The sequence below is a fragment of the Bordetella genomosp. 10 genome (assembly GCF_002261225.1).
In the GTDB taxonomy this organism is placed as follows: Bacteria; Pseudomonadota; Gammaproteobacteria; order Burkholderiales; family Burkholderiaceae_B; genus Bordetella_C.
This window is the reverse complement of the sequence record NZ_NEVM01000002.1, coordinates 264,282-289,333: the sequence shown is the minus strand read 5'-3', so window position 1 is coordinate 289,333 and position 25,052 is coordinate 264,282. Positions and strand designations below refer to the sequence as shown.

Here is a 25,052-nt window from a genome sequence, read left to right as displayed (position 1 = left end):
TCATGGCGCCCGCACCCACCAGCACGCTGACGCTGGAAGTCAGCCCCGCCGACGCGCTGATCGACGTGGCGCGCCGCATCACGGTGCGCGGCGCCGCGCCGGGCGCGCGCGTCACGCTGCGGACGCGGACCCTGCGCGGACAGGGCGCGGCCTGGCGCAGCGAAGCGCATTTCACCGCCGACGCACAAGGCGTCGTGGACCTGGAGCGGCAGGCGCCCGAGACGGGCAGCTATGCGGGCGCTGACGCGATGGGCCTGCTGTGGTCGCAAGTCCCGGACGCGGAGGGCCAGCGCGACGTCTTCCCCGACGACGTGCTGCATCCCCTCGTCACCGAACTGGAAGCCGAGGCCGGCGCGGCGCGCGCCCGCGCCACGCTGACGCAGCGGCTGGCCGCGCCCGGCGTGGTCCGCCGGGAGGTGCGCGAGGACGGCCTGGTCGGCACCCTGTTCACGCCGGCGACGCCGGGGCCGCACCCGGCCATCGTCGTGCTGAACGGTTCGGGCGGCGGCATCAACGAGCCGCGCGCCGCGCTCTATGCCTCGCATGGCTATGCGGCGCTGGCCTTGGGGTATTTCAAGGCGCCGGGGCTGTCCGACTACATTTCCAACACGCCGCTGGAGTATTTCAAGCGCGGGCTGGACTGGGTGCGCCGCGAAGTGCGGCCCTGGCGCGGCTTCGTGGCGCTCAGCGGCCAGTCGCGCGGCGGCGAGCTGGTGCTGCTGCTCGCCACGCTGTTTCCGCGCGACGTGTCGGCGGTGGTCGCCTATGTCCCCAGCGCGCTGGTGCATGGCGGGCAGAACGCCGCCGACCCGGCCGTGGGACGCGACGGGCCGGCCTGGCTGTACGAAGGCAAGCCCTTGCCGCACCTGTGGGAAAACAACCGGACCGCCACGTGGGAACCCTACGACAACGGGCCGCAGCCGCGCCGCAACGAGCTCGCCATGCGCACCGCCTTGCAGGACGCGGAGGCCGTGGCGCGGGTCCGCATCCCCGTCGAGCGCATCCAGGGGCCGGTGATGCTGCTGTCGGCCACGGACGATGGGTCCTGGCCGTCCAGCCTGTTCACCCAATGGATACAGGACAGCCTGGCCGCGGCCGGGCATCCGCACGACGTGCAGCGACGCGATTATGAAGGCGGCGGCCACAGCATCCTGCTGCCGCACGTGCCCACCACCCAGTTGGTCTTCCGGCATCCGGTATCGGGGCGCAGCAGCACCACGGGGGGCAGCCCGGCCGTCAATGCATTCGCCGACGCCGACTCCTGGCCGGCCGTGCGGGCCTTCCTGCAGAAAGCGGTGCGGGCGCACGAGGGCGCGGGCGGCGGGGGCTGAGGCCGTCTGCCGTTGCGCCGGCTTTCGTTCCGTCCTTGCCTCCGACTCCGCTTCCGTCTTCGCTTTCGCTTCCGACCTCGTATTCGTCCTCGTATTCGTCCTCGTTCGACTCACCTTATCTCCAGACCGCCATGACTTCTACCGCTATCGATACCCCGGATCTCATCGACCGGCTGGCCGGCGTCGCCGCCGGCAGCACGCTGCACGCCTTGCGGCGCACGCGCGACAAGGTCGCCGATTCCACCCAGGGCGCGTTCGACGCCGTTTTCGATCCCGCCCTGCCCGGCCTGACGCTGCCGGAACGGCTGGCCGTCGCGACGCTGGCCGCGCAACTGACGCCCTCCCCCGCCTGGGCAGCCTATTACGCCGACCGCCTGCGCCAGCAGGACGCGGCGCTGGCCGACGCGCTGCAAGGCGACGCCGCGCCGGACCCGGCCGGCAAGCCCGCCTTGTCCAAGCGCCTGCGCGCCATCCTCACCTTCACCCAGGCCCTCATCGTCAAGCCGGTGGAGGCCGGCAAGCCGGCGCTGGAGACCTTGCGCGCGGCCGGGCTGGACACGCCGTCCGTCGTCACGCTGGCGCAGTTGATCGCCTTCCTGTCGTACCAGTTGCGCGTGGCCGCCACGGTCGCGGCGCTGGGCGCCGCCGGCGCGCCGGCGGCCGGAGATGGCGCCGCATCCACGGGCGACTCTGCGACCACCGGCGCCGCATCGACAGCGGGCGCGGCGTCGGCCGCAAGCGGATCCGCCGCCTCGGCTGCCGCCGCGGCGGCGCCGCGTCCGGCCGACGGCCCGGCGCTGCATATCAACGGTTATACGGACCGCGCCCTGACCTGGCACGCCTGGCTCGACGTGGTGGCGCTGGAAGAGGCCAGCGAGGAACAGCTCGCCGTGCTCAAGGAGGCCCATCCCAAGGCCCTGACGTCCGATTACTACCTGCTGCTGGTCCACCAGCCGGCGGTGCTGCGCCAGCGCCAGATCGCCTTCAACGCCATCATGTATGCGCCGGGCGGCCTCAACCGCGGCGAGCGTGAATTGGCCGCCACCGCCGTTTCGCGCGTCAACGGCTGCGTCTATTGCGCGTCCGTGCATGCCGAACGCTTCGAACAACTGGCCAAGCGCAGCGACGTCATCGTCGACCTGTTCACCGACGCCGCCGCGCCCAAGGCTACCGGCCGCGACCGCGCCATCGTCGACTATGCGACCAAGCTGACGCTGCGGCCGGCGGACGTGGGCGCCGGCGACATCCAGGCCTTGCGCGCGGCCGGCTTCGACGAACTGGGCATACTGGACCTGAGCCACGTGATCGCCGTGTTCGCCTGGGCCAACCGCCTGATGCTCAACCTCGGCGCGCCGGACCCGGTCGAGCCGTCCGCCTGAGTCCTCGCGGGCGCCGGCGACCCGCGCCTGCCGGGCGCGGCCGCGCCTAGGCGGCCTTGTTGCGGCCGCCCGTGCCGGCAGTCTCCACGATCCCGCCTTCCGCGATCCCGGCTTCCATGGCCTCGTCCACGTCGGCGAGGCCCGCCGCGCTGGCGACGGTGCAATTGCGGCCTCGCCGTTTCGCGGCGTACAGGAGTTCGTCCGCGCGCTGCATGGCCGCCGGGTAGGCTTCTCCCTTCTGCACCAGGGTCACCCCCATGCTGGCCGTAAAGCGCGCCTCGCGGTCCGGCGCCCAGCGCTGCACCATGAAAGCCAGGCGGATGGCCTCGGCCACGACGACGGCGTCGCGCAGCCGCGAATCGGGAAGAAGGATCACGAATTCCTCGCCGCCCAGGCGGGCGACGCAGGCCCGCGCGCCCGCATGCGTGCGCAGCAGCGCGCCGAACTTGCCCAGGACGAGATCGCCGAAGGGATGGCCGAAGCGGTCGTTGATGCGCTTGAAGTTATCGATGTCGACCAGGATCAGCGCGCTTGCCGCGCCTGTGAAGCGCCGGCCCGCGGCGGACGCCAGCAAGGCCTCCAGGCCGCGCCGGTTGAGCAGGCCGGTCAAGGTGTCCGTATTCGCGTGCCGGCGATATTTGTCGGTGGCGTCGTAGCTGGTCGCGATCATCACGGCGAAGGTCACGACGATGCTGCCGAGCAGGCCGGTATATTGGACCAGGCTGCCCCAGACCGAGGTGCGCCATGCGCCCGTCTCATGGCTGATGTCGGGCGCGCCGAGGTATACGAAACACAGGCAGGTCAGGACCAGGGCGAGGAACAGGAATGTCGCCATGAGCACCTTGTCCGAGGTCGACTCCACGAACGGCAGGAAACGCAGCGCGGCGCGCCAGAGCATGAGGGCGCAGCAGGCCTGCACGAAGAAGGTCTCCAGCCTCGCGCTGCCGAAGCAGGCCACCGCGATGACCACCAGCGCCGTCGACGCCAGCAAGACCGCCACGTCGAAATAAAGCGCCAGGGAATTGGCCTTGCGCTTGTGCAGCGCCCGGCAGGCCAATATGACGCCTTCCAGGATGAAGCCGTCCTCGACGATCTGCTTGTACGGCGAGAGGGCATCGTTCTGGACCAGCATGGCCGCGTAGCCTATCCCCACGCAGCAGAGCGAGCCTCCCCACGGCAAGGTCTTGAATTGCAGGAAACTCGCGCCGATGAATCCCAGGCCGCACAGCAGGATGGCGGCTGGAACGGACCATTCGAGCAGAGCGACAGGCATCGGGTAGCTAGACCTTGCAAGGGATTCATCGTCCACGTCCTGGCCGCGCGGGACGCGACCCGGACGATGAAACCCGGCGCCGGCCCCGAGGCCGACGGCAATTATATTTCCCTACCGATGAGCATGCCGGCCCCCGCCGTCCGGATATCGAAATCGATATCGGACGGGCGATGGGGCCGGATCCTGTCCGGATGCGCGTGCTCCGCGCCCCGGGCCGCCCTATTCCAGGTGGATATCGGCCTTGCGGATCACCTCGGCCCAGCGTTTCGTTTCGCTGGCGACATAGGCGCCGAATTCGGCGGGGGTCGAGCCGGTGGGGATGTAGCCCAGCGGCTCGACCAGTTTCTTGAACTCGGGATCCTGCAAGGACGCGTTGATTTCGGCGTTCAGCTTGGCGACCACCGCGTCGGGCGTCCCGGCCGGCGCCAGGATGCCGTACCAGCCGTAGACCTCGAAGCCCTTCAAGGTCTCGGCGATGGCCGGCACGTCGGGGGCCAGCGCGGAACGCTCCAGGCTGGTCACCGCCACGGTATGCAGGCGGCCCGAGCGGGCGATGGCCAGGGAGTCGGGGCCGGCGAAGACCATGGGTATCTCGCCGCCGATGGCCGCGGTGATCGACGGACCGCCGCCCTTGTAGGGCACGTGCATCAGCTTCACGCCGGCGGTGCTGGCGAACAACTCGCCGGCCAGGTGGCTGGTGTTGCCGCTGCCGGCCGAGCCGAAACTCAACTGCCCCGGATTCTTCCTGGCGTAGTCGATGATTTCCGCCACGGTCTTGGGCCCGAACCTGGGATTGGTGTAAAGGACCAGGGGAAGGCGCGCCACCATGGACACCGGCGCGAAATCCTTGGCCGAGTCGTACGGCAGGTTCTTGTACAGGCTGGGGTTGATGGCATGCGCGGCCAGGATCATCAGCAGCGTGTAGCCGTCGGGATTGGAACGCGCCACGTATTGCGTGGCGATGGCGCCGCCCGCGCCCCCCTTGTATTCGAGCACCACCGGCACGCCCAGGCGCTTGCCCAGGACCACCGACAGCGGCCGCGCGATGGCGTCGGCGGTGCCCGCCGGCGGATAGGGAATCATCAGGGTGATGGGGCGCGCCGGGAAGCCGGCGGCCGCGGCGGTCAGCGCGGGCAGCGCCAGCGCGGCGGTGCATAGGGCCTTGCGTAGCAGCGTGAACATGGGTTTGTCTCCGGTTATCGGTTTGTTTGTTGTGTAGGTGGTATGGGTACTCAATGCGCCAGCACGACGACGTCCTCGGCCCAGTGCAACGGCGCCTCGGTCAGGGCCTGGACGGCGTCGCGGCTGACGCCCTCCGCCAGGCCGCGCACCACGAAACCGCGGCCGGGAACGACGTCGATGGCCGCGAGGTCGGTGTACACGGAGGTGACGACGCCGCAGCCGGTCAGCGGAAAGACGCAGCGCGACAGCAGTTTCGGCCGGCCGTCCCGCGTGGTGTGCTCCATCGTGACGATGACGCGGCGCGCCCCCGCCACCAGGTCCATCGCCCCGCCGATGCCGGGCACCGCGTCGGGATCGCCGGTCGACCAACTGGCGATGTCGCCGTTGGCCGCCACCTGGAAGGCGCCGAGGATGGTGGCGTCGAGATGGCCGCCGCGCATCATCGCGAACGAGGTGGACTGCTCGCAGATCGACGAGCCGGGCACCAACTGGACGTGTTCCTTGCTGGCGTTGATCAGGTCGACGTCGCCCGGCTCGCCCGCGCGCAGGCCGCGCAGGCCCAGGATGCCGTTCTCGCTGTGCAGGATCACCTCCTTGGCGGGATCCAGGTAGCGGGCCACCAGCGTCGGGATGCCCAGGCCCACGTTGACGTAGCTGCCGTCGGGAATCTCGTCGGCGACGATCTGCGCCAGCCGCTGGCGGGACAGTTTTCTGATTTCAGCCATGACCGTGTCTCCTCACCGCGCGCGCCACGAAGATGCCCGGCGTCGCCACGGCATCGGGGGCGATGGCCCCCAGGGGCAGGACGTCCTCGACCTGCGCGATGGCGTGCCGCGCCGCCATGCACATCACCGGACCGAAGCCGCGGCCGGCCAGGCGGTAGGTCAGGTTGCCCCATCGGTCCGCCTGGTAGGCGCGGACCAGCGCGTAGTCCGCGCGCAGCGGCTGTTCCAGCACGTAGCCGCGGCCGTCGATCACGCGGGTCTCCTTGCCGTCGGCGATGGGCGTCCCATAGCCCGTGGGCGTGAAGAAAGGCCCCAGCCCCGCGCCGCCCGCGCGCATCCGCTCCAGCATCGTGCCTTGCGGCACCAGTTCGAGCTCGATCCGTCCCGCCTTGTAGAGGCGTTCGAATACGTGCGCGCCCGAGGACTTGGGATAGCTGCACACCATCTTGCGCACGCGGCCGGCCGCCAGCAGGGCCGCCAGCGCGTGGTCGCCCGTCCCGGCGTTGTTGCTGATGACGGTCAGGTCGCGCGCGCCATGGTCCACCAGCGCATGCAGCAGTTCGATAGGCAGCCCGGAATCGCCAAAGCCGCTGACCATGACCGAGGCCCCGTCGACGATATCGACCACCGCCTCGCGCAGGCTCGTCGCAATCTTGTCGATCACAGCGCGGCCTCCGTCGCCAGGATGGCGGTCGACTGGCTGGACAGCGTGGCGCCGTTGCCGTGCACCAGCGCCACCTCGACGCCGGCCTGCTGGCGGGCGCCGGCGCTTCCGCGCAACTGCGCCACCGCCTCCAGGATGAGGAAAATCCCGTACATGCCGGGGTGGCCGTAGGACAGGCCGCCGCCGTTGGTGTTCACGGGCAGCCGCCCGCCCGGCGCGATGCCGCCGTCCTGCACGAAGGCGCCGCCTTCGCCCTTGGCGCAGAAGCCGAGGTCTTCCAGGAAGAGAATGACGTTGATGGTGAAGGCGTCGTAGAGGCAGGCCAGGTCGACGTCGCCGATCGACAGCCCGGCCATCGCCAGCGCGCGCGGCCCCGAGCGGCTGGCCGAGGTCACGGTGAGGTCCGGCATGGAGGACACCTGCCGGTGCCAGGTCTCGCTGGCATTGCCCAGCACGTAGACGGGCTTGCGCGGGCCGTCCTTGGCGCGCTCCGCCAAGGTCAGCACGAAGGCGCCGGCGCCATCGGTCAACAGGCAGCAGTCGCGCACGGTGAGGGGATCGCAGACCTTGCGGGCGTCGATCACGTCCTCGATGGTCAGCGGATCCCGGCTGTAGGCGTCCGGGTTCAGGCGCGCCCATTGCCGCGCGGCGACGGCGACTTCCGCGAGCTGGCGGCGCGTGGTGCCGTATCGATGCATGTGGCGCGCGGTCGCCAGCGCGTAGGCGCTGATCGGCTGCATGGGCTGGTAAGGCGTTTCGTAGGGCTGCGGGTCCAGCACCTGCCGCATGCGCGTGACGGCGGCGCGGTCGACCGCGCCGCTGCGCTGCGTACTGCCGTAGCAGACCAGCACGTGGGTGCAGTCGCCAGCCAGCAGGGCGTGGACCGCGGGCAGCAGGTGCGCGACGAAGCTGGAGCCGCCCAGCATGGTGCTGTCGACGAAGGCCGGCCGCAAACCCAGGTACTCCGCCACCGGCAGCGCCCACATCGTCGCCGAGGCGCTGCAGGTGCACAGTCCGTCGATGTCCGCCATCTTCAGGCCGGCGTCGGCCACGGCGCGTTGCGCGGCCAGGGACAGGATTTCCATCTCGGTGTAGCCGCTGGCGTCGCCCATGCCGGCGCAACCGATGCCGGTGATCGCGGCGGCGCCGCGCAAGGGCGCGAAATTGCCGTGCATCATTGCGCGTCCCCCGCCATGCGGAACAGCACCAGGGGCGTCTCGCCCGCCTGGCCGACATAGGCGGCCACGCGGTCGCCGATGGCGACGCTGGCGGGGTCCGCCTCCTCCACGCGGCTCATCATGCGAAAGCCCTCTTCCAGGTCGACCAGGCACAGGTGCAGGTCGCCGCCGGCCTTTGCGGGCCGGCGCATGACGGTGGTGGCGTGGACCACGCCGCGGCCGCTGGGCGCGAACCAGTCGTAGTCGGCCGAGCCGCAATGCGGGCAGGCGGTGCGAGGAAAGAAGATAACCTGGCGGCAGGCGTTGCAGCGCTGCACCTCCCAGCGTCCGGCCGCCAGGGCCGCGGCGTAGCGGGCATCGGGCCCGCGCGCGTCGAGGACGTCGTTTTTCATGCGTCTCCTTTATGTATAGACAAATAATATGTACGAACATATTTTCCGTCAATAGCGGCAATCGAAAAGGGGAAGCAGGCGTAGCGATGGACGAATGCGACCGGCGGCCCGGTCATGGGGACGCGCCGGCGGCCGAATGGCCGCCGTTGCAGGAACGAGGCGTCGAAAATACGGCGGCGGCGGCGTTGCCGGTCCGCCAGCACGGCTTCCCGGAACACCGCGCGGCGCGCCGGGGCTATTTGCTCTATTTGCTTCTTGGCGGGCTATTTGCTTCTTTTCAGGACCGTCGTGTACGACGAGCGGTCCGCGGGATGCACGCTCACGGAAATCTGGAACAGCTCGCCGGCCTGGTCGAAATACTGGCGCGTGAACTCCAGCGCGTGGGTGTCCGGGGCGACCTCCAGTTCGGCGGCCAGGGATTCCGGCACGCCGATGGCGCGCACCGTCTGCCGCACCTCGTTGAGCACGCGGCCCGTCGCCTCGTGGATCAGGTCGGAGATGAGCCGCTGGTCGGTCTTGAGCTTGCCGCGTATCAACGCGCCGTCCGCCTGCGTGACATAGACGCGCCAAGAGGCCATGGGCGGGCCCTCGACGCCGGGTTCGGTGCGCGCGGCGTCGATGCGCATCCACGCCGAACCGGCCGCGCAGCCCAGCCGCGCGGCCAGGTCCCTGTCGGCCACGATGCGGCGGACCCGGTGGACCGTGCGCTGCGAATGGGCGGAATACTGGATCAGTTCGTCGACCGAGGAGATGCTCGGTTCGTAGGTGGAGACGGGAGGATATTGCGCTTCGACCCGCGTGCCGGCGCGGCGGCGGCGGGAGATCAGGCCCAGGTCCTGCAACTTGTCCAGCGCCACGCGGACCGTGCCGCGGCTGACGCTGAAGGCTTGCGCCAGGTCGGTCTCGCTGGGCAGTGTGCTGCCCACAGGGTAGGTTCCAGCGGCGATACGGCTGACCAGGGCCTTGGTAATGGCGGCGTAGCGCTGCTCCACGTGTGGCGATCCCGCAAACGAATTGTCGAGGCTGGATTTTATGGCCTGGCATCGAGGAACGCCATTTGGGCCGCTCGCTATAACGCTCTCTATAAATGAGAATTATTTATAATAAGTCCACCGCCGGTCGACCAGGTCTTCGCGGCCGAATCGATGTCTTCGCGTTGGAATCCATCCTTTGCCGCTTCCCCGACTTCTCAACCGTCCCGAACCGATGGCGTCCTCCGTAAACTGGTCCCGGCAATTCTCCACCGACATGACCGTATCGGCGGGTTGCGTCATGCCGAGGACGCCGCTGAAGATCACCGCGCCGGTATTCGAGGGCCTGCAGGTCATCGCCTCGCTGGGCAGCCGGCTCAGCAGCCGGGTCGACGACGGGCCGCTTTTCGACATCTCCGGCGCGGGCGTCTACCTGGTGATCTCATCGGGCCAGCATGAGGGTTACGACCGTCTTGCTTCCGGCACGCTGCACCAGTTCGTGCGCGTCGGCATCGACCCGCAAAGCGCCGACCGCAACGGTTTCGACCTCGGAAGAATGCTCCAAAGCGGCTGCAAGAAGCTGTACAGCCACGGCGTCACCGTCTTCCAGTTGCCGCTCACGCCGACGCTGCAGGCCATCGCCCGGCAAACGCTGACGTGCCCGGTCCAAGGTCCCATGCAGGACATGTTCATCGCCGGCAAGGGACTGGAACTCGCGTCGATCGCGATCGACAGCGTCCTGGACCGGCGCAATGCGCATCACGACAAGTTGACGAATGCCGACCTGGAACGGCTATGGCATGCCCGGGAACTGGCCGTCGGCCACTACCAGCAGCCGCTGACCTTGCATGAAATCGCCCGGCAGGTCGGCACGAACGTGGGGAAACTCAATACCGGCTTCCGGCAATTGTTCGGCGCGACCGTCTTCCAGTACGTGCAGCAACACCGCTTGCAGGAAGCACACAGGATGCTGTCGACGGGCGCCTATTCGGTCTCCGAAGTCGCCTCGTTCGTCGGCTATGCCATCCCTCACTTCTCCACGCTCTTTCGCAAGCGCTTCGGTTTCCCGCCGAAGAACCTGGTCCGTTAGTTCACTAGTTCGATAGTCCGACAGCCCCTGCCCTCGCCATCCGCGGCTTCCGGCTCCCGGCTCCGCCCAGGGCCGGACACGCCTTTTCCCCCGCAACTTCCCGCCGCGGAAAAAACGAAAGAAATAATGCCGTTCGCTTAAGCATCCCGGATCGTCCGTCCCTAGACTAGATGAAATTAATTCTCATTTATCCAGATCCGGAATTCCTTGATGCCGCGCCCGACACGACGCTCCCCCGCCTTCCCTTTTCCGCGCCGTCATGGCGCCGCACCCGCCGTGATCGCCACGGCGCTCGCCGCGGGCGTGACGCCCGCCGCATGGGGGCAAGACCTTTCCGGCCGGGAAGAAAGCCAGACCTTGCCCGCGATCACGGTAACGGGCAGCGCCGCCGAGGGTCCGTCGGAAGACACCGGCTCGTACACCACGCGCGATACGAGCGTCGGCACCAAGATGCCCACCTCGCAGAAGGAGACGCCGCAGTCCGTCTCGGTCATGACCCGCGAGCGCATGGACCAGCAGAACCTGACCACGCTGGACCAGGTCATGGGCCAGGCGACGGGCGTCACGACGGACTTGAGCGGCACCGCGGTCATCCCGGCGTTCTACATTCGCGGCTATCCCGTCGAATACTTCGAGTACGACGGCGTGCCGATCCAGACCGGCGGCGCCTCCTGGGCCATGCCCGACATGATCATGTTCGATCGCGTGGAAATCCTGCGCGGCGCGGGCGGCCTGTTCAACGGCGCCGGCCAACCGGGCGGCGTCGTCAACCTGGTCCGCAAGCGCCCGACGCTCGAACCCCGTCTGTCCGGCTCGCTGAGCGCGGGTTCGTGGGACGCCTATCGGGGCGAGCTGGACTACAGCACGCCGTTGAATCGAAGCGGCTCGGTCCGCGGCCGGGTCGCCGCCTCGTACGACGATCGCGGTTCCCATGTCGACTATGCGAACAGCCGGCAGCGGGCCGTCTACGGCATCGTCGAAGCCGACGTCACGGACGACACCACGGTTTCCGTCGGCGCGAGCTACTCGAAGCGCGACTGGCGGCCCGCCATGATGGGCCTGCCGCGCTACAAGGACGGGGGCGACCTGGGCTTGCCGCGCAGCACCTTCCTGAGCACGCCCTGGACGCACTGGAACTTCGAGACCACGCAGGTCTTCGCCGACCTGTCGCACCGCTTCAACAGCGATTGGAAGCTCAAGCTGAGCGCGGTCTCCGATCATGAAACCAGCGATCTCAAATATGCCTACGTGTCGGGCGCCGTCGACCGGACGACCCACATGGGGCCGGTGCTCAACGGCGGCGCCAACGCCTATGACAACAAGCAGATCGGCCTCGACGCCAACCTGACCGGCGCCTTCCAGGCATTCGGGCTGCGCCACGAAGTCGTCGTGGGAGCGAACTGGTACGACCGCAAGGCCGAGTCCGAAGGCGGCAGGCTGCCCGGGTTCGGCGGCACGCCCGTCGATGTCTTTCATTTCGATCCCTCATCCATTCCCGACCCCGGCGATCCAGTCTGGACCAGCGACAGCCGCACCGACACCAGGCAATACGGCGTCTACGGCGCGACGCGCCTGAAGCTGGGCGAACCCCTGACCCTGCTGCTGGGCGGCCGGGTCAGTTGGTGGAAGAGTTCGACCCGCAACCTCATGACGGGGGCGTCGACATCGGACTACCGGCAGAGCGCCCGTTTCACGCCCTACGCCGGCATCGTCCATGACCTGAACCCGACATGGTCCGTCTACGCCAGCTACGCCGACATCTTCCGCGTGCAAAGCAACTACAAGGACGATGACGGCAAGAGCCTGCCCCCGGTCGTGGGCGCCAACTACGAAGCGGGCATCAAGGGCGCCTTCGACGACGGCAGGCTCAATGCCTCCTTCTCCGTCTTCCGCATCCGGGAAAGCAACCGGGCCATCCTGGTTTCGCCCCTGGCCGTGGACAACTGCTGCTACGCGACCAACGGCAAGGTGCAAAGCCAGGGCTTCGAAGCGGAGGTGTCGGGCGAGCTTGCCAGCGGCTGGCAAGCCATGGCGGGCTACACCTTCAACACGACCAGGTACCTGCAAGACGCCACCTACCAGGGCCAGTCCTTCCGCAGCTTCGCGCCCAAGCACCTGCTGCGGCTGTGGACGACCTACCGGCTGCCGGGCGAGCTGAACGCCTGGACCATCGGGGGCGGCGTCGACGTCCAAAGCGGCATCTACAGCACGGGCGGTTCGCCCAGCGTGAAGGTGACGCAGGGAGGCTACGCGGTGGCCAATGCCTACCTGGGCTATCGCATCGACAAGCATTGGTCGGTGGCCCTGAACGTCAACAACCTGTTCGATAGGACCTACTACGCGCGGCTCGGCTCCGCCGGCGCGTTCGGCCCGGCCAACTTCGGCAACGTCTACGGCGAACCGCGCAACGTCATGCTGACCCTGAGGGCAAAACTATGAGCCGGTCCCCTACCCTGACATCCCGTCTGGCGCGGCGTCTGCTGCCGTCGATCCTGGCCGCGGCGCTGGCCGTGCCGGCCTGGGCGGCCTGGGCGGACGACCATCCTTCGTTCGCCGCGCCGCCTGCCGTCGCCGCGCCCGCCTGGGCCGGCGCCTACCGTTGGTCCTTGAAAATGAAAGGACAGACCGAGCCGCCGTTCCGGCTGCGGCTCGGCTTCATGGCGCTGCCCGACGGCGAATGGTCGACGACGGGCTCGCTGCTTCTCGACGACGCCGAACTCGGCGCCCACGGATCGGCGCGCCTGCGCGCGGGGAAACTCGTCATCGACCTGATCGTCAGCGGCGGCGTCCGCGACGTCCCGCCGGACCCGGCCAAGCGGGCGCTTTTCCCGCCCGGCCACGTCCCCGAGCGGATCAGTTCGGCGGGTTTTGCGACGATGCGCATCGAACTGGACCCAGGCCGGCTCGACGGCATCGCCTCGATGTACATGACCAACGTGGTCGACGGCAACCGGGTGCAGGGACCGTTCTATATGGACGGAACGCTGACCCTGGATCGGCAATGACGATAGCGCATGCGATCGGTCGGGTAGCCGGCTCATCTCCGGATCGAGCTTGCCGCGGCCGCTCGATCCGGCTGACCGAAGCCGCCTTGTGTGTGACCGCCTCTTGTATGGCTGCATCTCGTATGGCTGCCTCTAGAAAATATAAATAAGATTTATTATCATTAAATACTGGAACAAACCGGCAACGGCTCGGGAAAGGAACGAGCCCGCCTATTCCCGGGCGTCGCGTCTGGGCGCCGACGGCGTCCACACGGTTCACCGCGCGAGCCTCGTGCCGTGTCCGGTTTCGAGGCGTACGGCCCTGCGTGTTCGATTGCGTATTCGAATTGGAGTATTGGATGACATTCACCATCATTTCGTCCCGCCATAGCGGCGACGGCTACTCCAAGCCCGACAACCGCATCGATGTCGCCCATTTCGATACCAACCTGAAACTGCTGACCGGCACGTACCAATCCACCAGCGAGGATTGGTACGAGGAACCGATGGAACAAGGAGTGAAACTCGTTTTGCTTCAGAGCGGCCATCTTCAGTGCCGCGTGCCGGGCCAACCCGAGCTGTCGCTCGAAGGACCGCGTCTTTGCCTCATGGCCAACGACGGCGATTTCACCTACACGACGCGGCAACTTCATGGGATGAAGGCGGCCTTGCGCTACACCATAGTCCAGTTGGGACCAGAGCTTCTTCAGCAGGAGCGCGAGCTGCTTCCCGGTTCGTTGAACCGGCAACGCAGCCAGCCGCTATTCGTCGACGCCCCGGTCACCAAGGCGCTGCGCGCACTCGCCGCGCAGATCGAACTATGCCCGCTGGAAGGATCGTTGCGTAACCTGTATCTCGGCGGCAAGGCCTTGGAACTGGCGGCGCTCGCCACGCACTCGTTCAGGACGGCGGGAAAGACGTCCAGCAATGAACCGCTCGTCACGACGCAGGACCTGGAAGGCATTCATAGGGCGCGCGACATATTGCGGGCCGAGTATCGCGAGCCGCCTTCCCTGCCGGCGCTGGCGAGCCGGGTCGGCATGAATTCGCGCAAGCTCACCGCGGGATTCCGGAAGGTGTTCGGCACCAGCGTCTATGCGTTCGTGACCGAGCATCGACTCGGCCAGGCGTACAGCATGCTTTGCGACGAAGACACGCCCGTGTCCATCGTGGCGCATCGCGTGGGCTACACGCCCGCGCACTTCTCGGTTGCGTTTCGCCAACGCTACGGCATTTCACCGAGCGATATCCGAATCACGCGCAGCCAGTGAACCGCGCTTTCGCTTCCGCTCGCGCAGCCGGCATGCAGGCGCCAGCGCCTGTTCTCCGCGACGGAATCAAGCCCCGGCATCGATGATGGGCCGCGAAGAGAAAGTCGCGCCCGCAATCTAACGAAAGAAACCGGCAAACGAAAATCCGCCTGCATGGCGACCGGGATAATCGGATGACTTTCCGCAGGCGCCTGCCCCGCCGGGCGTTCCTGCGTGCCCCAAACATTGCCGGAGTGCTCGCCGTGACGCTGCCTTTGCGCGAAGTCCTTGGCCCCTGTGCGCGCGGCCTGCTGTTCGCGGTATTGCTGCAAGCAGCCGCGGGGATATCGTCCTGTCTGTCATGGGTGGCGTTGGCGAAGGTCGCCTCGGCCTGGGCCAGTCCCGGTGCCGCTGCGACCGCTTCGTGGATCGCCATGACCGCGGGCGCGGCCCTGCTGGCCTGCGTGAGCCAGGCCTTCGCCTTCCACCAGACCCATCGGGTCGATGCCCGCCTGGTTCGCAGGCTGCGCCGGCTGCTGGTCGACCGTCTATCGCAACTGCCCCTGGGCTGGTTTGTCCAGTCCGGTCCCGATGGCGTCGCTCGCTACGTCGGTGCCGACGTCGAGGCGCTGCACCAGCTCGTCGCGCATGCGCCGGCCGATCTCGCGCGCGCGGTCGTGGTTCCGATAACCGCCTTCATCTGCCTTGCCATGGTCGACCCGTGGCTGTTGGCATGGAGCACCGTGCCCCTGGCGTGCGCGATCCTGGTATTTCGCCGCGTCCGTGCCGCCAGGCACCGCCCATTGTTTGCGAACCGCGCGGCCGCGCTGGAACAGCTTTTATCCGACTATGCCCAGTTGGCCAATGATCCATTGCAGACCAGGCTCTTCCCCGGCGTCGGCCACGAGGCCCGGCTCAGGCGTTCCATCCGGCGTTTTTCCGACGCGTTCTCGCAATGGGTGCGCCGGATCGGCAGGCTGGGCGCACTCACCGACACTCTGCTCGGAACGCCGCTGCTGACCGCATGGATCGCCCTGGGGGCCTGGCACGCCGCGCACGGCCGATTTGACATCGCTCGCCTGAGCGTATTCGTCCTGTTGATCCGCGCAATCGCCGCGCCGATTCTGTCCATGGGCCACGGCGGCGACGCGCTGCGAGCGGCGCTGGGCGCCGCCGCGCGCCTGCAAGCCCTATTCGCCGTGCCTGCGCTCGAACCGGGACAGTCCCGCGCGGCGCCCGGCGATGCGTCGATCGTGTTCAGGCGCGTCAGCTACGGAGCCGAGCAAAACGCCATCCTGCATGGCATCGACCTGGCCGTGGAGCCCGGCAGCGCGACGGCGCTCGTCGGGCCATCCGGGGCGGGCAAATCCACCTTGCTCATGCTGGCGGCGCGCTTCATGGACCCGGATCAAGGCGACATTCTCATGGGCGGCCGGAACATTCGGGAACTGCCCGCGCGCCTCCTCTATCGGCACCTTTCGATCCTGCCTCAGCACGCCAGCGCGCTGGAGGCGACGCTGGCGGAGAACATTGCCCTGTATCGTCCCCAGGCCAGCCTGCACGAGATTCGCCAGGCCGCCCGACAGGCTTGCCTCGATGACCGCGTGATGGCCTTGCCGGACGGCTATGACACCGTCTATGGCCGCGACGTCGTGCTTTCGGGTGGAGAACTGCAGCGCCTGGCCTTGGCGCGGGCGCTGCTGTCGCCTGCATCCGTTCTCCTGTTGGACGAGCCCGCGTCCGCCGTGGACCCGGCCACCCGCCGGGCGTTGGAACGCGTTCTGCTCGGGGAGCGCCGCACCCGCCTGATCGTGACGCACGACCTGGACCTGGCGCGCCGAGCCGACCGGATCGCCGTCATGAGCCGGGGCCGCATCGTCGAACACGGCTCTCACGCTCAGCTATTGCAGGCGGACGCGGCCTATGCCGCGCTGTGGCGGCAATGGCGGCTCGGTCGGCATGGCCTGGACGCCAGCCAGGCGGAATCGGGATACGCATGAAAGCAAGAGATCGCCGCCCCGAAGACGTATCCTCCTCATCGCCGCGCGACGCGCTGGGCACGTATCGGCGCGCCGGGCAATGGCTGCGGCGCTTACGCGCGCTTCCGCCCGCCGTCTGGCGGGCGTGCAGGCGCGCCTGCCTCTGGGCCGCCGTGACAGCCGTCGCCGAAGGCGTGTGCGGGGTATTGCTGCTCCCGGTGACCAGGGCGTGGCTCGCCGGCGACGCCGCGGCGGCCCTGCGCTGGACGCTTGTCCTGGCCGGCAGCGCGGCCGCGCACGCCGCGCTGGCCTACGTGGCCCGGTATCGGGGATACGCCGTAGGCGCCCATTTCGCCGCCGGCGCCGTCGATTTACTGTGCGCGCGCCTGCCCCGGGTGGCGGATTGGGCCGACGTCGCTTGCCTGAACCCGCCAGGCCTGGTTCGCGGCCCCGTCCTGCGCGCCATGTCGATACCTGCCCACCTGATGGCCCCCATGGTCTCCGCGGTGGTCGCTCCCTTGACGGTCATCGCGGCGATGCTCTGCATCGATGCGCGAATCGCCCTGTACCTGCTATGCGCGGCCTTGCTGCTGGCCCGGGTGTTGCGATGGTCGACAGCGCGAACGGCGTCGTTCGAGGAAGCGGCGCGGCACGCCCACGATCAACTGGCGCGGCAACTTCAGGCCTACGGCGCACGGCAGGATCTGCTGCGGACGGCGGACCAGGCGAGCCTGGCGCGTACGCGCCTGACCGACGCCATCGAGTCGGTCCATATCCGTACGCTCACGGTCCTGAAGGCATCGTTTTGGCCGGCGACGCTCTTCGACCTAGCCGTGTTCGGGGTCCTGGCGCTCTTTCTGGCGCTGGGAACCGCGTCGATCGCCCATGCGCGGATCGACAGCGCCCTGTGCGCCGGCGTATTGGTGGTGTTGGCCGGCATGGTCCAGCCCCTGGCGGCGCTCGCGCATCTGGGGCAAGCGTTGCGCGGCGCGATGCAGGCCGCCGATGCGGTGCTGCGCGCATTGGAGGCGCCCGTTCTCGCCAGTCCGGAGCAAGGGCGGCAGCCGCGCGATGGCGGACTCGCGCTTGTCGGAGTCTGCCATTTCACGGGGACGAAAAAGCGTCTGCTGGACGGCGTATCGCTGCGGATTGCGCCCGGGCAATTCGTCGCCATGGTCGGGCCTTCCGGGGCGGGAAAGACGGCATTGCTCGGACTGTGCGCCCGCCTGGCCGATCCGCAGTCCGGCGCGGTCCTGCTCGGTGAAATCGATGCGTGCGAAATCGATGAGCAGACGTTGGCCCGCTGGCGCTACCTGCTGCCCCAGGATTGCCGGCTGGTCCGCGGCACCGTCGGCTGGAATCTGCGCATGGAGCGACATGATTTGTCCGACCAGGCCTTGTGGCGGGCACTTCATGCCGTAGGCATGGAGGCGGAAGTGCGATCCCTGCCCCAGGGCCTGGATATGGAAGTCGGAGAAGGCGGCGGCGCCCTCTCCGGCGGGCAGCGCCAGCGCCTGTGCCTGGCGCGCGCGCTGCTGTCGCCGGCGCCCGTGTGGCTGCTCGACGAGCCGACTTCGCAACTGGACGCCCGCAACGCCCGGACGATCGAGGACATGCTGACAAGGCACGGGTACGGACGCACGCGGGTGGCGACGACCCACAGCCCGGCGCTGGCGGCCAAGGCGGACTTCATCGTGGTTCTGGATCAGGGACGGATACAAGCATGCGCGCCGCACGATGTGCTGGTCCGCGAAAACGCCTGGTACACGGCCTTCGCCGAGACCGGCGACCGATAGAGAAAGTCCCGGAATCGAAACAACGATATTTACTTACAAATGAAAATAAGTATCGTTAATGTTCCGAGGAAATCATGAATACTGCAAATGGGCCTTGGCGCGCGATGGCCTGCGCGGGACTATTGCTTGTCATTGGGCCGGCGTTCGCGCAGGAAACCGCCCCCCGGGTAGCGGCGGACAAGACAGGCGAGGATATCGCCGCTCCTGGCGGCGGAGACGGGAACGCAAGGGCGACGACCGGCAACGCGGCGGCAAGCCAGGTCCAGAGCCTGCCGGCCGTGACGGTCGTCGGAGACACGGGCGGCGCGGCCGCGTCTTCGAACTCGATTTCCAAAATGGCGTTGACGCCAAGGGAAGTTCCCCAGTCCTTGACCGTCATCCCGCGGGAGCAGATCCAGCAGCAGAATCTGCGCGCCATGGAAGACGTCATGTGGCAGGCGCCGGGCGTGGTGGTGCAGCCTTATACGAACTTGACGACGAATTACTACGTGCGTGGCCTGCAAGTCACTTCGTACGAGATCGACGGCGTACCGGTGCCGCTGGCCGACACCGCCAACGCGCCGGTGGATATGTCGGCGTACGACAGCGTCGAAATCCTGCACGGCGCCAATGGACTGCTCCATGGTTCGGGCAATCCTTCCGCGACCGTCAACCTCGTGCGCAAGCGCCCGCCCAGGGAATTCTCCCTCTCGGGGTCCGTCTCCACGGGGAGTTGGGACAGCTACCGCGCATCGGTCGATATCGGCGGCCCATTCAACGAGGCCGGCACGGCGCGCGGCCTCCTTGGCGCCACCTATGACCGGCGTGGGTATGCAGTGGACCGCGTCAACCGGAAGTCGCAATCGGTCTATGGGATAACCGAGCTGGACGTCGCGCCGGGCACGCTGGTAACCCTGGGATTCCAGTACGACACGACCCAATCCGTTCCGGACATGGGAGGCGTGCCCATGGCCAAGGATGGTTCCAGCCTCGGCCTGCCGCGCTCCGCCTACCTGGGCGCCGATTGGCAGCGGTTCAACTGGCAGACGACCAGGGCATTCGGCTCGGTGCAACAACAACTGGGAAACGGCTGGAAGGCAAAGCTCAGCGCCGAGTATCAGCGCATGTCCTCGAATCTCAAGTACGACACCGCCTATGGCGCCGTGGATCCGGCGACCGGCGCCGGCGCTTCGCTGATGGGCGCCGCGTACAAGTTCTATCACTATGACCGCAGTGTCGACCTGAACGTACAAGGGCCGATCGAACTGTTCGGGCGCAAACACGAACTGCTGTTCGGCCTGAGCTATGCCAACGCCGACAACGAACAGTTCACTGGGAAGCTGCTGTCCGGAACGGGCGTCCCCGTGAACGTCTACACCTGGGATCCGGGCAGCGTGCCGGAACCCGCCGTGAGCGCCTACAGCCTCCAGAGCGAGACCGACGTTACGGAAAAAGGCGCGTATGCGATGGGCCGCTTCAAACTGTTCGATCCTTTGACGCTGGTGCTCGGCGGACGCTTGAGCTGGTGGGACGAGGACACGCTGGCCGCCCAATACAAACCGGGTCGCCAGTTCACGCCCTACGGCGGCCTGATCTGGGATTTCGCGCGCGACTGGTCGGTGTATGCCAGCTACGCCGCGGTGTTCCAGCCGCAGACGCGGTACAGGTACGACGGCAGCTTGATCGACCCGGTCAAGGGCAATACCTACGAAGCCGGGATCAAGGGCGAGCTGGCCGACGGCGCGCTCGACGTCGGCGCGGCGCTGTTCCGCGCGGCGCTTACCAACAATGCGCAAGTCGACCCTGACCACCCCTGCGCGGGCACCGCGTGCTATTACGTCAACGGCGGAAAAGTGCGCAGCCAGGGAATCGAACTCACCGCGGTCGGTCACATCACGCCTTACTGGAATATTTCGGGCGGCTATACGTTCGACACCACGAAGTATGTGCGGGACACCACCAACAGCGGCGCCTACGCCACATTCAATCCCAAGCACATGCTACGCATATGGACCAACTATGCGCTGCCTTGGGACGGCCGCCGCTGGAGCGTCGGCAGCGGCATTCAGGCGCAAAGCGCCTACACCGTCGCGTCGGGCAATACGACGCTGCGCCAGGGCGGCTACGCGCTGGTCAATCTTCGGGTCGGCTACCGCATCGACAAGAACTGGGAAGCCGCGCTGAACGTCAACAACGTCTTCGATCGCAAGTACTACCAGAGCTTCAGCTCCGCCGCCTGGAGCAACCGCTATGGAGATCCGGCCAATATCGCGGTCTCCCTGCGAGGCGTCTTCTGATGTCATACGGGAACGCACGGGAGCCTGGTTCAGTGAATGGCATATTCAGGCAGTGGCGACTCGCGGCCGCCATTACGCTTCTTTATCTTTCGCAAGGCATGGCGGTCGGCGTGGCCATGGACGCGCTGCCCACGATGCTGCGGCATGACGGCGCTTCCCTGCACGCCTTGTCTTTTCTGCCGCTAGTCGGCCTGCCCTGGATCTTCAAGTTCCTGTGGGCGCCCTGGATCGATAATCATGGCCTGGCCGTCCTGGGCCGCCGCCGTAGCTGGATTCTCCCGATGCAGGCCATCGTGTTCCTGTGCCTGGTCGCACTGGCGTTCCTGCCGAAGACCGCGGACGCGGCCGGTTGCGCCGTCGCCTTGATGGTGCTTGCGTCGCTGGCCAGCGCCACCCAGGATATCGCGTCCGACGGCATGGCGGCCGAACACTTCGAAGGGCCGGCGCTCGCGGACATCAACGCCATCCAGGTGGGCGGCGTCATGGTGGGTTTCTTCATGGGCGGATCGGGAGCGTTGGTCCTGGCGGGGCGGCTCGGCAGCGCAGCGGCCGCCTTTGGCCTGCTCTCCATGCTGCCCTTGCTCAGCCTGCTCGCCGCCGCCTTCATACCAAAGCGCGAATCGCTCGCTCCGCGCGCGGGACCTTGCCGCGCGAGTCTGCCGAGATTTGCGCGCCGCCCTGGCGCATTGCCGCTCCTGACCCTGGCGCTGCTTTCCGCGATGACGGCGGTCTCCGGTTTCGGACTTTCCAAGCTGTTCCTGAATGACCTGGGCTGGCAGTTGGCGGATATCGGGACGCTGGGCGCGGCCGGCGGATCGGTCACGATCTTCGCGGGTTGCGGCGTAGGCGCGTGGCTGGTGCGGCGCCTGGGAATCTGGAATGCCTTCAGGATAGGCGTGGCTTGCGCGGCGCTGGGCGCCGTGACGTGGGCGGGCGTAGCCTTGCATATCCTGCCCGCACGCCTCCTCTGGATCTGCCTCGGCACGGCGCTGGGATCGCTGGCGACGGGGTTTACCTCGGTATCAATCATGAACGCCGGCATGCGGTTCGCCCGCGAGGCCGATCAGGCGGGCACGGACGTGTCCGCCGTGCATTGCGCGCGCGATCTCGGCGAAATGATTGCGTCGTCGTTCCTGGTCGCGATCGCCGCGCGGACGAGTTATGGCGGCGGGTTTCTGGTCGGCGCGGTCCTGGCCGTGGCGGCATGGCTGCTAGCCGGGCGCCATGGACACAAAGTAGCGGCGCTGTTCGGGCGCCGCCCATGAAGCCGCTGGACGCCGCCACGGGCGCACGCCCATGACGCTAGGCCACCGCCTGGAACATCGTCCGCTTGGTATTCCGGAACGAGGGCCGGACGCGGTCGCTCCAACTGCTGGCGCGCACCGCCAGCCACGGCGGGCTGCCGAAGGTTTCGCGGGTGTGCAGGTCGTAGCAGGCGTGATAGCGCGGGGCCGCGTCGCAGACGTAGCGGCGGGCGCGCACCGTGCCCGGCACGGAGGCCAGGCCGGGCAGGTGTTCTTCCTCGTACCAGGCGTTGAAGTCCTGCTCCGCCTCCGCCAGCACGTCGGTCTCCACGATGTAGTGCCACGGCGCGGGCTGGTCCGCCGAGGCGCCGGGGCGGTCCGTCGTCAGGCGCAGCACGCGCGCCTCGGCCTGCGGATAGAGCCGGCCGGCCACGGCGCGCAGCGCCGCCAGGCTGCGTGGCGCGAACCGCGCGTCGGGATGCAGGTAGACATAGGTCTCGGCGTGCTCCACCGCCGTGTACGCGCTGGCCCGCGCCGCGCCCGCGCCGGCATCCATGGCGATCTGCTGGCGCAAGGCCTGCAGTTCCGCGCGATCCAGACGACGCCCCGCCAGGCGCAACAGCAAGATTTCCGACATGCGTTTCTCCCTCAGTGCCCGATCCGCAGCGCGGACAGGAAGCGCGACACCATGTTGTACGCGGCCACCGTCGCCGCCAGCTCCACCATCCCCTGGTCGCCCAGCGACGGCGCCAGCGCGTCGTAGCAGGCGTCGCCGACCTCGATGTCGCGCGTCATCGCGTCCGTGAAGGCCACCACGTCGCGCTCCAGCGCGGACAGTCCCGCGATGTCCGCGGGCGCCCGTTCCTCGCGCAAGGCCTCGACCAGGACGGCGTCCATGCCCGCCTTCAGCGCGTGCGGCACGTGCGCCTCGAATTCATACGGCGCGCGGTTGAGCACCGCCACGCGCAGGATGACCAGTTCGCGCAGGCGCGGCGACAGGCCGATGCGGTTGCGGATGGCGGTCAGCATGGCTTCCCAGCCCTGCACCACCGGCGGGCTGTTCAACAGCACCTGGTACAGCGGCGAGATGCGGCCGCGCTCGGCCATGATGCGCGCTTCCATCGCCGCCAGTTCGGGGCGCGTCCCCGGCACGACCGGCGCCACGCGCGGTCCCTTGTGTGATTGCGCCATGGTTCAGTCCACCTTGATGTGCTTGCGTTGGATCAGGTCGCCCCACTTGGCGCGATCGCTGGCGATCAGCGCCGCCAGTTCCTGCGGCGAGGAAGGCGCCGGCTGGGCGCCGAAGCTTTCCAGCTTCTTGCGCGCCTCCGGGTTCGCCAGCGCCGCGCGCACGGCGGCGTTGAGTTTATCGACGATGGCGGGCGGCGTGCCGGCCGGCGCCAGCAGGCCGTACCAATTGTTCGACTCGACGCCCGGGATGCCCTGCTCGGCCAGCGTCTTGACGTTGGGCAGCACCGCCAGGCGCGCCGGCGCGGCCACGCCCAGGGCCTTGAGCTTGCCGCCCTGGATATGCGTGATCAGCCCCGGCACGTCGCCGAAGAAGCCCGCCACCTGGTTGCCGAGCAGATCGTTGATCACCGGCGCGGCGCCCTTGTAGGGCACGTGCATCACGTTCGCCTTGCTGGCGTCGGCGAACATTTCCAGCGCCAGGTGGGGAATGCTGCCGACGCCCGACGAACCGATGGCGACCGGTTGCGAGGCGGCCTTGGAACGGGCGACGAAATCGGCGGCGTCGCTGGCCGGATTCGACGGGTTGACCACGAACACGGTGGCGTTGTCGACCACGCGCGAGACCGGCGCGAAGTCCTTCACCGGGTCATACGGCAGGCTCTGGTAGAGCGACGGGCTGATGGACACCGCGCCGACGCTGGTCAGGAACAGCACCGTGCCGTCGCGCGGCCCCTTCGCCACGTAGGCCGCGCCGATATTGCCGTTGGCGCCGGGCTTGTTTTCGACGATCACCGACTGGTGCAGTTCGCGCGTGAGCTGTTCGGCCAGCACGCGGCCCACCAGGTCGACCGGACCGCCCGGCGGAAACGCGACGATCAGGCGCACGGGCCCGTCGGCCGAGGCGCTGCCGCACGCCGCCAGGGCGAGCACGCCGGCGGCGAAAAATCGTTTGAACATGGCAAGTCTCCTTTGAATTCTCATGGCGCCACGGCGGGTGCGGTGTGTGTGCATGTGCGTGCACGCGCGTGGCATTCTTCGTAATGCGGCGGCGCCCGCCCCGTAACGACAGGGTCAGAAGCCGTACAGGCGGGCCGGGTTGTCGACCAGGATGCGCCGACGCGCATCCGCGTCGGGCACGGCCTGGAAGAACAGGTCGACCAGTTCGCCGTCGTCGGGCATGTCCCCCGCCACGTTGGGATGCGGCCAATCGGTCCCCCACAGCACGCGGTCCGGCATGGCCCGCGCCAGCGCGCTCACGAAAGGCAGGCCTTCCGGATACGGGCGCCGGCCCTGGCTGATGCGGTCCACGCCCGATACCTTGACCCAGGCCTGCGGCACGTCCGCCAGCTCCAGCAAGCCCTGGAACGCGGGCTGCGCCAGCCCGTCGGCGGCGCGCACGCGTCCCATGTGGTCCACCACGAAGGGCAGCGGCAACCGGCGCAGGGTCGGCAGCAGCGCGGTCAGGGCCGGCCCGTCGACGTGCAGGCACAGGTGCCAGCCGAAGGCGGCCACCTGCCGGGCGATGCGGTCGAAGACCTCGGGCGCGGGCGGCTTGCCCAGGTGGGCGACGAAGTTGAAACGCGCGGCGCGCACGCCGCCGGCATGCAGCGCCTCGATTTGCGCGTCGGTCGCGTCCGCGCCCAGCAGGCCGACGCCGCGATAGCGGCCCTCGCTGCGGGCCAGGGCGTCGAGCAGCGCCGAATGGTCGCCGCCATGGCAGGCGGCCTGCACGATGACGGCGCGCTCGACGCCGAGATGACGGTGCAAGGCGGCCAGTTTCTCGTACGGGGCGTCGGGCGGCGTGTACGAACGCCCGGCCGCGTACGGGAAGACGGCGGCGGGACCGAATACGTGGCAATGGCTGTCGCAAGTCAGCGGCGGCAGGGCATTGCGCGGACGCGAGGGCGCGTCCAGCGGGGGCAGGCAATCCGGCATGGGTTTCCTGTGTCTCGAATTCGTTGTCGTTGTCGTGGTCGGGGCCGCTGTCGCCGGCTATCCGGCTGTCCGGTAGTCCGGTAGTCCGGTAGTCCGGCAATCCGGCTGTCGGTACGACATGGTGAGGCAAAGCCGAAGCCGGAACAATGCTATATCTTTGATTTCTAGTATAGAAAAATTCGATATCATGGAGACCGCCGGGCAGCGGCAGC

Annotated in this window: 21 protein-coding genes; 10 read left to right on the top strand and 11 right to left on the bottom strand. The window is 68.0% G+C overall.

Annotation, left to right across the window (positions count from 1 at the left end):
• The first annotated feature begins 2 nt into the window (after positions 1 to 2).
• Together CAL29_RS10745 and CAL29_RS10740 are read left to right on the top strand one after the other, a co-directional pair.
• Positions 3 to 1,331 carry an acyl-CoA thioesterase/BAAT N-terminal domain-containing protein gene (locus tag CAL29_RS10745; protein ID WP_094853037.1) on the top strand — a complete coding sequence of 443 codons (1,329 nt, stop codon included), beginning with the start codon at positions 3 to 5 and terminating at the stop codon, positions 1,329 to 1,331.
• A 131-nt stretch (positions 1,332 to 1,462) separates the two neighbouring features.
• Entirely contained in the window at positions 1,463 to 2,710 is a 1,248-nt protein-coding gene (locus tag CAL29_RS10740; RefSeq protein WP_094853036.1) for a CMD domain protein, read from the top strand.
• Between the two features lie 46 nt (positions 2,711 to 2,756).
• On the opposite strand, the gene CAL29_RS10735 is transcribed toward CAL29_RS10740, so the two are convergent.
• The 7 genes from CAL29_RS10735 to CAL29_RS10705 form a co-directional block, all read right to left on the bottom strand.
• Positions 2,757 to 3,983, bottom strand: coding sequence for a GGDEF domain-containing protein (locus tag CAL29_RS10735; protein WP_094853035.1), 1,227 nt, complete (start codon positions 3,981 to 3,983; stop codon positions 2,757 to 2,759).
• A gap of 219 nt (positions 3,984 to 4,202) precedes the next feature.
• On the bottom strand, positions 4,203 to 5,165 hold the full coding sequence (locus CAL29_RS10730) for a tripartite tricarboxylate transporter substrate binding protein (protein ID WP_094853034.1): 963 nt from the start codon (positions 5,163 to 5,165) through the stop codon (positions 4,203 to 4,205).
• Between the two features lie 50 nt (positions 5,166 to 5,215).
• Entirely contained in the window at positions 5,216 to 5,890 is a 675-nt protein-coding gene (locus CAL29_RS10725) for a 3-oxoacid CoA-transferase subunit B (RefSeq protein ID WP_094853033.1), read from the bottom strand.
• On the bottom strand, positions 5,883 to 6,554 hold the full coding sequence (locus CAL29_RS10720; RefSeq protein ID WP_094853032.1) for a 3-oxoacid CoA-transferase subunit A: 672 nt from the start codon (positions 6,552 to 6,554) through the stop codon (positions 5,883 to 5,885). Before CAL29_RS10720 ends, CAL29_RS10725 begins: the two co-directional genes overlap by 8 nt.
• Positions 6,551 to 7,732: a thiolase gene (locus CAL29_RS10715; protein WP_094853031.1), complete on the bottom strand. Its 1,182-nt coding sequence runs from the start codon at positions 7,730 to 7,732 to the stop codon at positions 6,551 to 6,553. Before CAL29_RS10715 ends, CAL29_RS10720 begins: the two co-directional genes overlap by 4 nt.
• Positions 7,729 to 8,124 (bottom strand): Zn-ribbon domain-containing OB-fold protein, encoded by a 396-nt coding sequence (locus CAL29_RS10710; protein WP_094853030.1) that lies wholly within the window; start codon positions 8,122 to 8,124, stop codon positions 7,729 to 7,731. The genes CAL29_RS10715 and CAL29_RS10710 overlap by 4 nt, the downstream gene beginning before the upstream one ends.
• 263 nt (positions 8,125 to 8,387) lie before the next feature.
• Positions 8,388 to 9,116: a GntR family transcriptional regulator gene (locus CAL29_RS10705; RefSeq protein WP_094853029.1), complete on the bottom strand. Its 729-nt coding sequence runs from the start codon at positions 9,114 to 9,116 to the stop codon at positions 8,388 to 8,390.
• A gap of 214 nt (positions 9,117 to 9,330) precedes the next feature.
• On the opposite strand from CAL29_RS10705, the gene CAL29_RS10700 reads away from it, so the two are divergent.
• The 8 genes from CAL29_RS10700 (at position 9,331) to CAL29_RS10665 (ending at position 21,735) form a co-directional block, all read left to right on the top strand.
• Complete coding sequence (locus tag CAL29_RS10700; protein WP_094853028.1) at positions 9,331 to 10,185, top strand: helix-turn-helix transcriptional regulator; 855 nt, start codon at positions 9,331 to 9,333, stop codon at positions 10,183 to 10,185.
• A 276-nt stretch (positions 10,186 to 10,461) separates the two neighbouring features.
• A complete protein-coding gene (locus CAL29_RS10695) occupies positions 10,462 to 12,624 on the top strand; it encodes a TonB-dependent siderophore receptor (protein ID WP_256977347.1) in 2,163 nt (720 codons plus the stop codon).
• Entirely contained in the window at positions 12,621 to 13,190 is a 570-nt protein-coding gene (locus tag CAL29_RS10690; protein WP_094853026.1) for a hypothetical protein, read from the top strand. Before CAL29_RS10695 ends, CAL29_RS10690 begins: the two co-directional genes overlap by 4 nt.
• Positions 13,191 to 13,528: 338 nt before the next feature.
• Positions 13,529 to 14,440: a helix-turn-helix transcriptional regulator gene (locus tag CAL29_RS10685; protein ID WP_094853025.1), complete on the top strand. Its 912-nt coding sequence runs from the start codon at positions 13,529 to 13,531 to the stop codon at positions 14,438 to 14,440.
• A gap of 242 nt (positions 14,441 to 14,682) precedes the next feature.
• The gene (locus CAL29_RS10680; protein WP_256977346.1) at positions 14,683 to 16,419 is read left to right on the top strand and encodes an ABC transporter ATP-binding protein; all 1,737 of its coding nucleotides are present in this window, start codon (positions 14,683 to 14,685) and stop codon (positions 16,417 to 16,419) included.
• Positions 16,416 to 18,194: an ATP-binding cassette domain-containing protein gene (locus CAL29_RS10675; RefSeq protein WP_179283977.1), complete on the top strand. Its 1,779-nt coding sequence runs from the start codon at positions 16,416 to 16,418 to the stop codon at positions 18,192 to 18,194. The genes CAL29_RS10680 and CAL29_RS10675 overlap by 4 nt, the downstream gene beginning before the upstream one ends.
• Before the next feature lie 74 nt (positions 18,195 to 18,268).
• Positions 18,269 to 20,470 (top strand): TonB-dependent siderophore receptor, encoded by a 2,202-nt coding sequence (locus tag CAL29_RS10670; RefSeq protein WP_094853022.1) that lies wholly within the window; start codon positions 18,269 to 18,271, stop codon positions 20,468 to 20,470.
• Positions 20,471 to 20,502: 32 nt separating this feature from the next.
• On the top strand, positions 20,503 to 21,735 hold the full coding sequence (locus tag CAL29_RS10665; protein ID WP_256977344.1) for a RhtX/FptX family siderophore transporter: 1,233 nt from the start codon (positions 20,503 to 20,505) through the stop codon (positions 21,733 to 21,735).
• A gap of 37 nt (positions 21,736 to 21,772) precedes the next feature.
• Here the strand turns inward: CAL29_RS10665 and CAL29_RS10660 are convergent, their stop codons facing one another.
• From CAL29_RS10660 to CAL29_RS10645, 4 genes are all read right to left on the bottom strand, one after another.
• Entirely contained in the window at positions 21,773 to 22,351 is a 579-nt protein-coding gene (locus CAL29_RS10660) for a DUF4286 family protein (protein WP_094853020.1), read from the bottom strand.
• Between the two features lie 11 nt (positions 22,352 to 22,362).
• Entirely contained in the window at positions 22,363 to 22,905 is a 543-nt protein-coding gene (locus CAL29_RS10655) for a carboxymuconolactone decarboxylase family protein (protein ID WP_094853019.1), read from the bottom strand.
• A gap of 3 nt (positions 22,906 to 22,908) precedes the next feature.
• A complete protein-coding gene (locus tag CAL29_RS10650) occupies positions 22,909 to 23,862 on the bottom strand; it encodes a Bug family tripartite tricarboxylate transporter substrate binding protein (RefSeq protein WP_094853018.1) in 954 nt (317 codons plus the stop codon).
• Positions 23,863 to 23,976: 114 nt separating this feature from the next.
• On the bottom strand, positions 23,977 to 24,840 hold the full coding sequence (locus CAL29_RS10645) for an amidohydrolase family protein (protein WP_094853017.1): 864 nt from the start codon (positions 24,838 to 24,840) through the stop codon (positions 23,977 to 23,979).
• Positions 24,841 to 25,052: the final 212 nt, after the last annotated feature.

Bases quoted from the DNA above. Each gene is read 5' to 3' on its own strand.
- CAL29_RS10740 (WP_094853036.1), top strand. From the start codon at position 1,463: ATGACTTCTACCGCTATCGATACCCCGGATCTCATCGACCGGCTGGCC.
- CAL29_RS10670 (WP_094853022.1), top strand. From the start codon at position 18,269: ATGAATACTGCAAATGGGCCTTGGCGCGCGATGGCCTGCGCGGGACTA.
- CAL29_RS10675 (WP_179283977.1), top strand. From the start codon at position 16,416: ATGAAAGCAAGAGATCGCCGCCCCGAAGACGTATCCTCCTCATCGCCG.
- CAL29_RS10735 (WP_094853035.1), bottom strand. From the start codon at position 3,983: ATGCCTGTCGCTCTGCTCGAATGGTCCGTTCCAGCCGCCATCCTGCTG.
- CAL29_RS10660 (WP_094853020.1), bottom strand. From the start codon at position 22,351: ATGTCGGAAATCTTGCTGTTGCGCCTGGCGGGGCGTCGTCTGGATCGC.
- CAL29_RS10690 (WP_094853026.1), top strand. From the start codon at position 12,621: ATGAGCCGGTCCCCTACCCTGACATCCCGTCTGGCGCGGCGTCTGCTG.
- CAL29_RS10685 (WP_094853025.1), top strand. From the start codon at position 13,529: ATGACATTCACCATCATTTCGTCCCGCCATAGCGGCGACGGCTACTCC.
- CAL29_RS10710 (WP_094853030.1), bottom strand. From the start codon at position 8,124: ATGAAAAACGACGTCCTCGACGCGCGCGGGCCCGATGCCCGCTACGCC.
- CAL29_RS10645 (WP_094853017.1), bottom strand. From the start codon at position 24,840: ATGCCGGATTGCCTGCCCCCGCTGGACGCGCCCTCGCGTCCGCGCAAT.
- CAL29_RS10650 (WP_094853018.1), bottom strand. From the start codon at position 23,862: ATGTTCAAACGATTTTTCGCCGCCGGCGTGCTCGCCCTGGCGGCGTGC.
- CAL29_RS10745 (WP_094853037.1), top strand. From the start codon at position 3: ATGGCGCCCGCACCCACCAGCACGCTGACGCTGGAAGTCAGCCCCGCC.
- CAL29_RS10700 (WP_094853028.1), top strand. From the start codon at position 9,331: ATGGCGTCCTCCGTAAACTGGTCCCGGCAATTCTCCACCGACATGACC.
- CAL29_RS10730 (WP_094853034.1), bottom strand. From the start codon at position 5,165: ATGTTCACGCTGCTACGCAAGGCCCTATGCACCGCCGCGCTGGCGCTG.
- CAL29_RS10725 (WP_094853033.1), bottom strand. From the start codon at position 5,890: ATGGCTGAAATCAGAAAACTGTCCCGCCAGCGGCTGGCGCAGATCGTC.
- CAL29_RS10715 (WP_094853031.1), bottom strand. From the start codon at position 7,732: ATGATGCACGGCAATTTCGCGCCCTTGCGCGGCGCCGCCGCGATCACC.
- CAL29_RS10655 (WP_094853019.1), bottom strand. From the start codon at position 22,905: ATGGCGCAATCACACAAGGGACCGCGCGTGGCGCCGGTCGTGCCGGGG.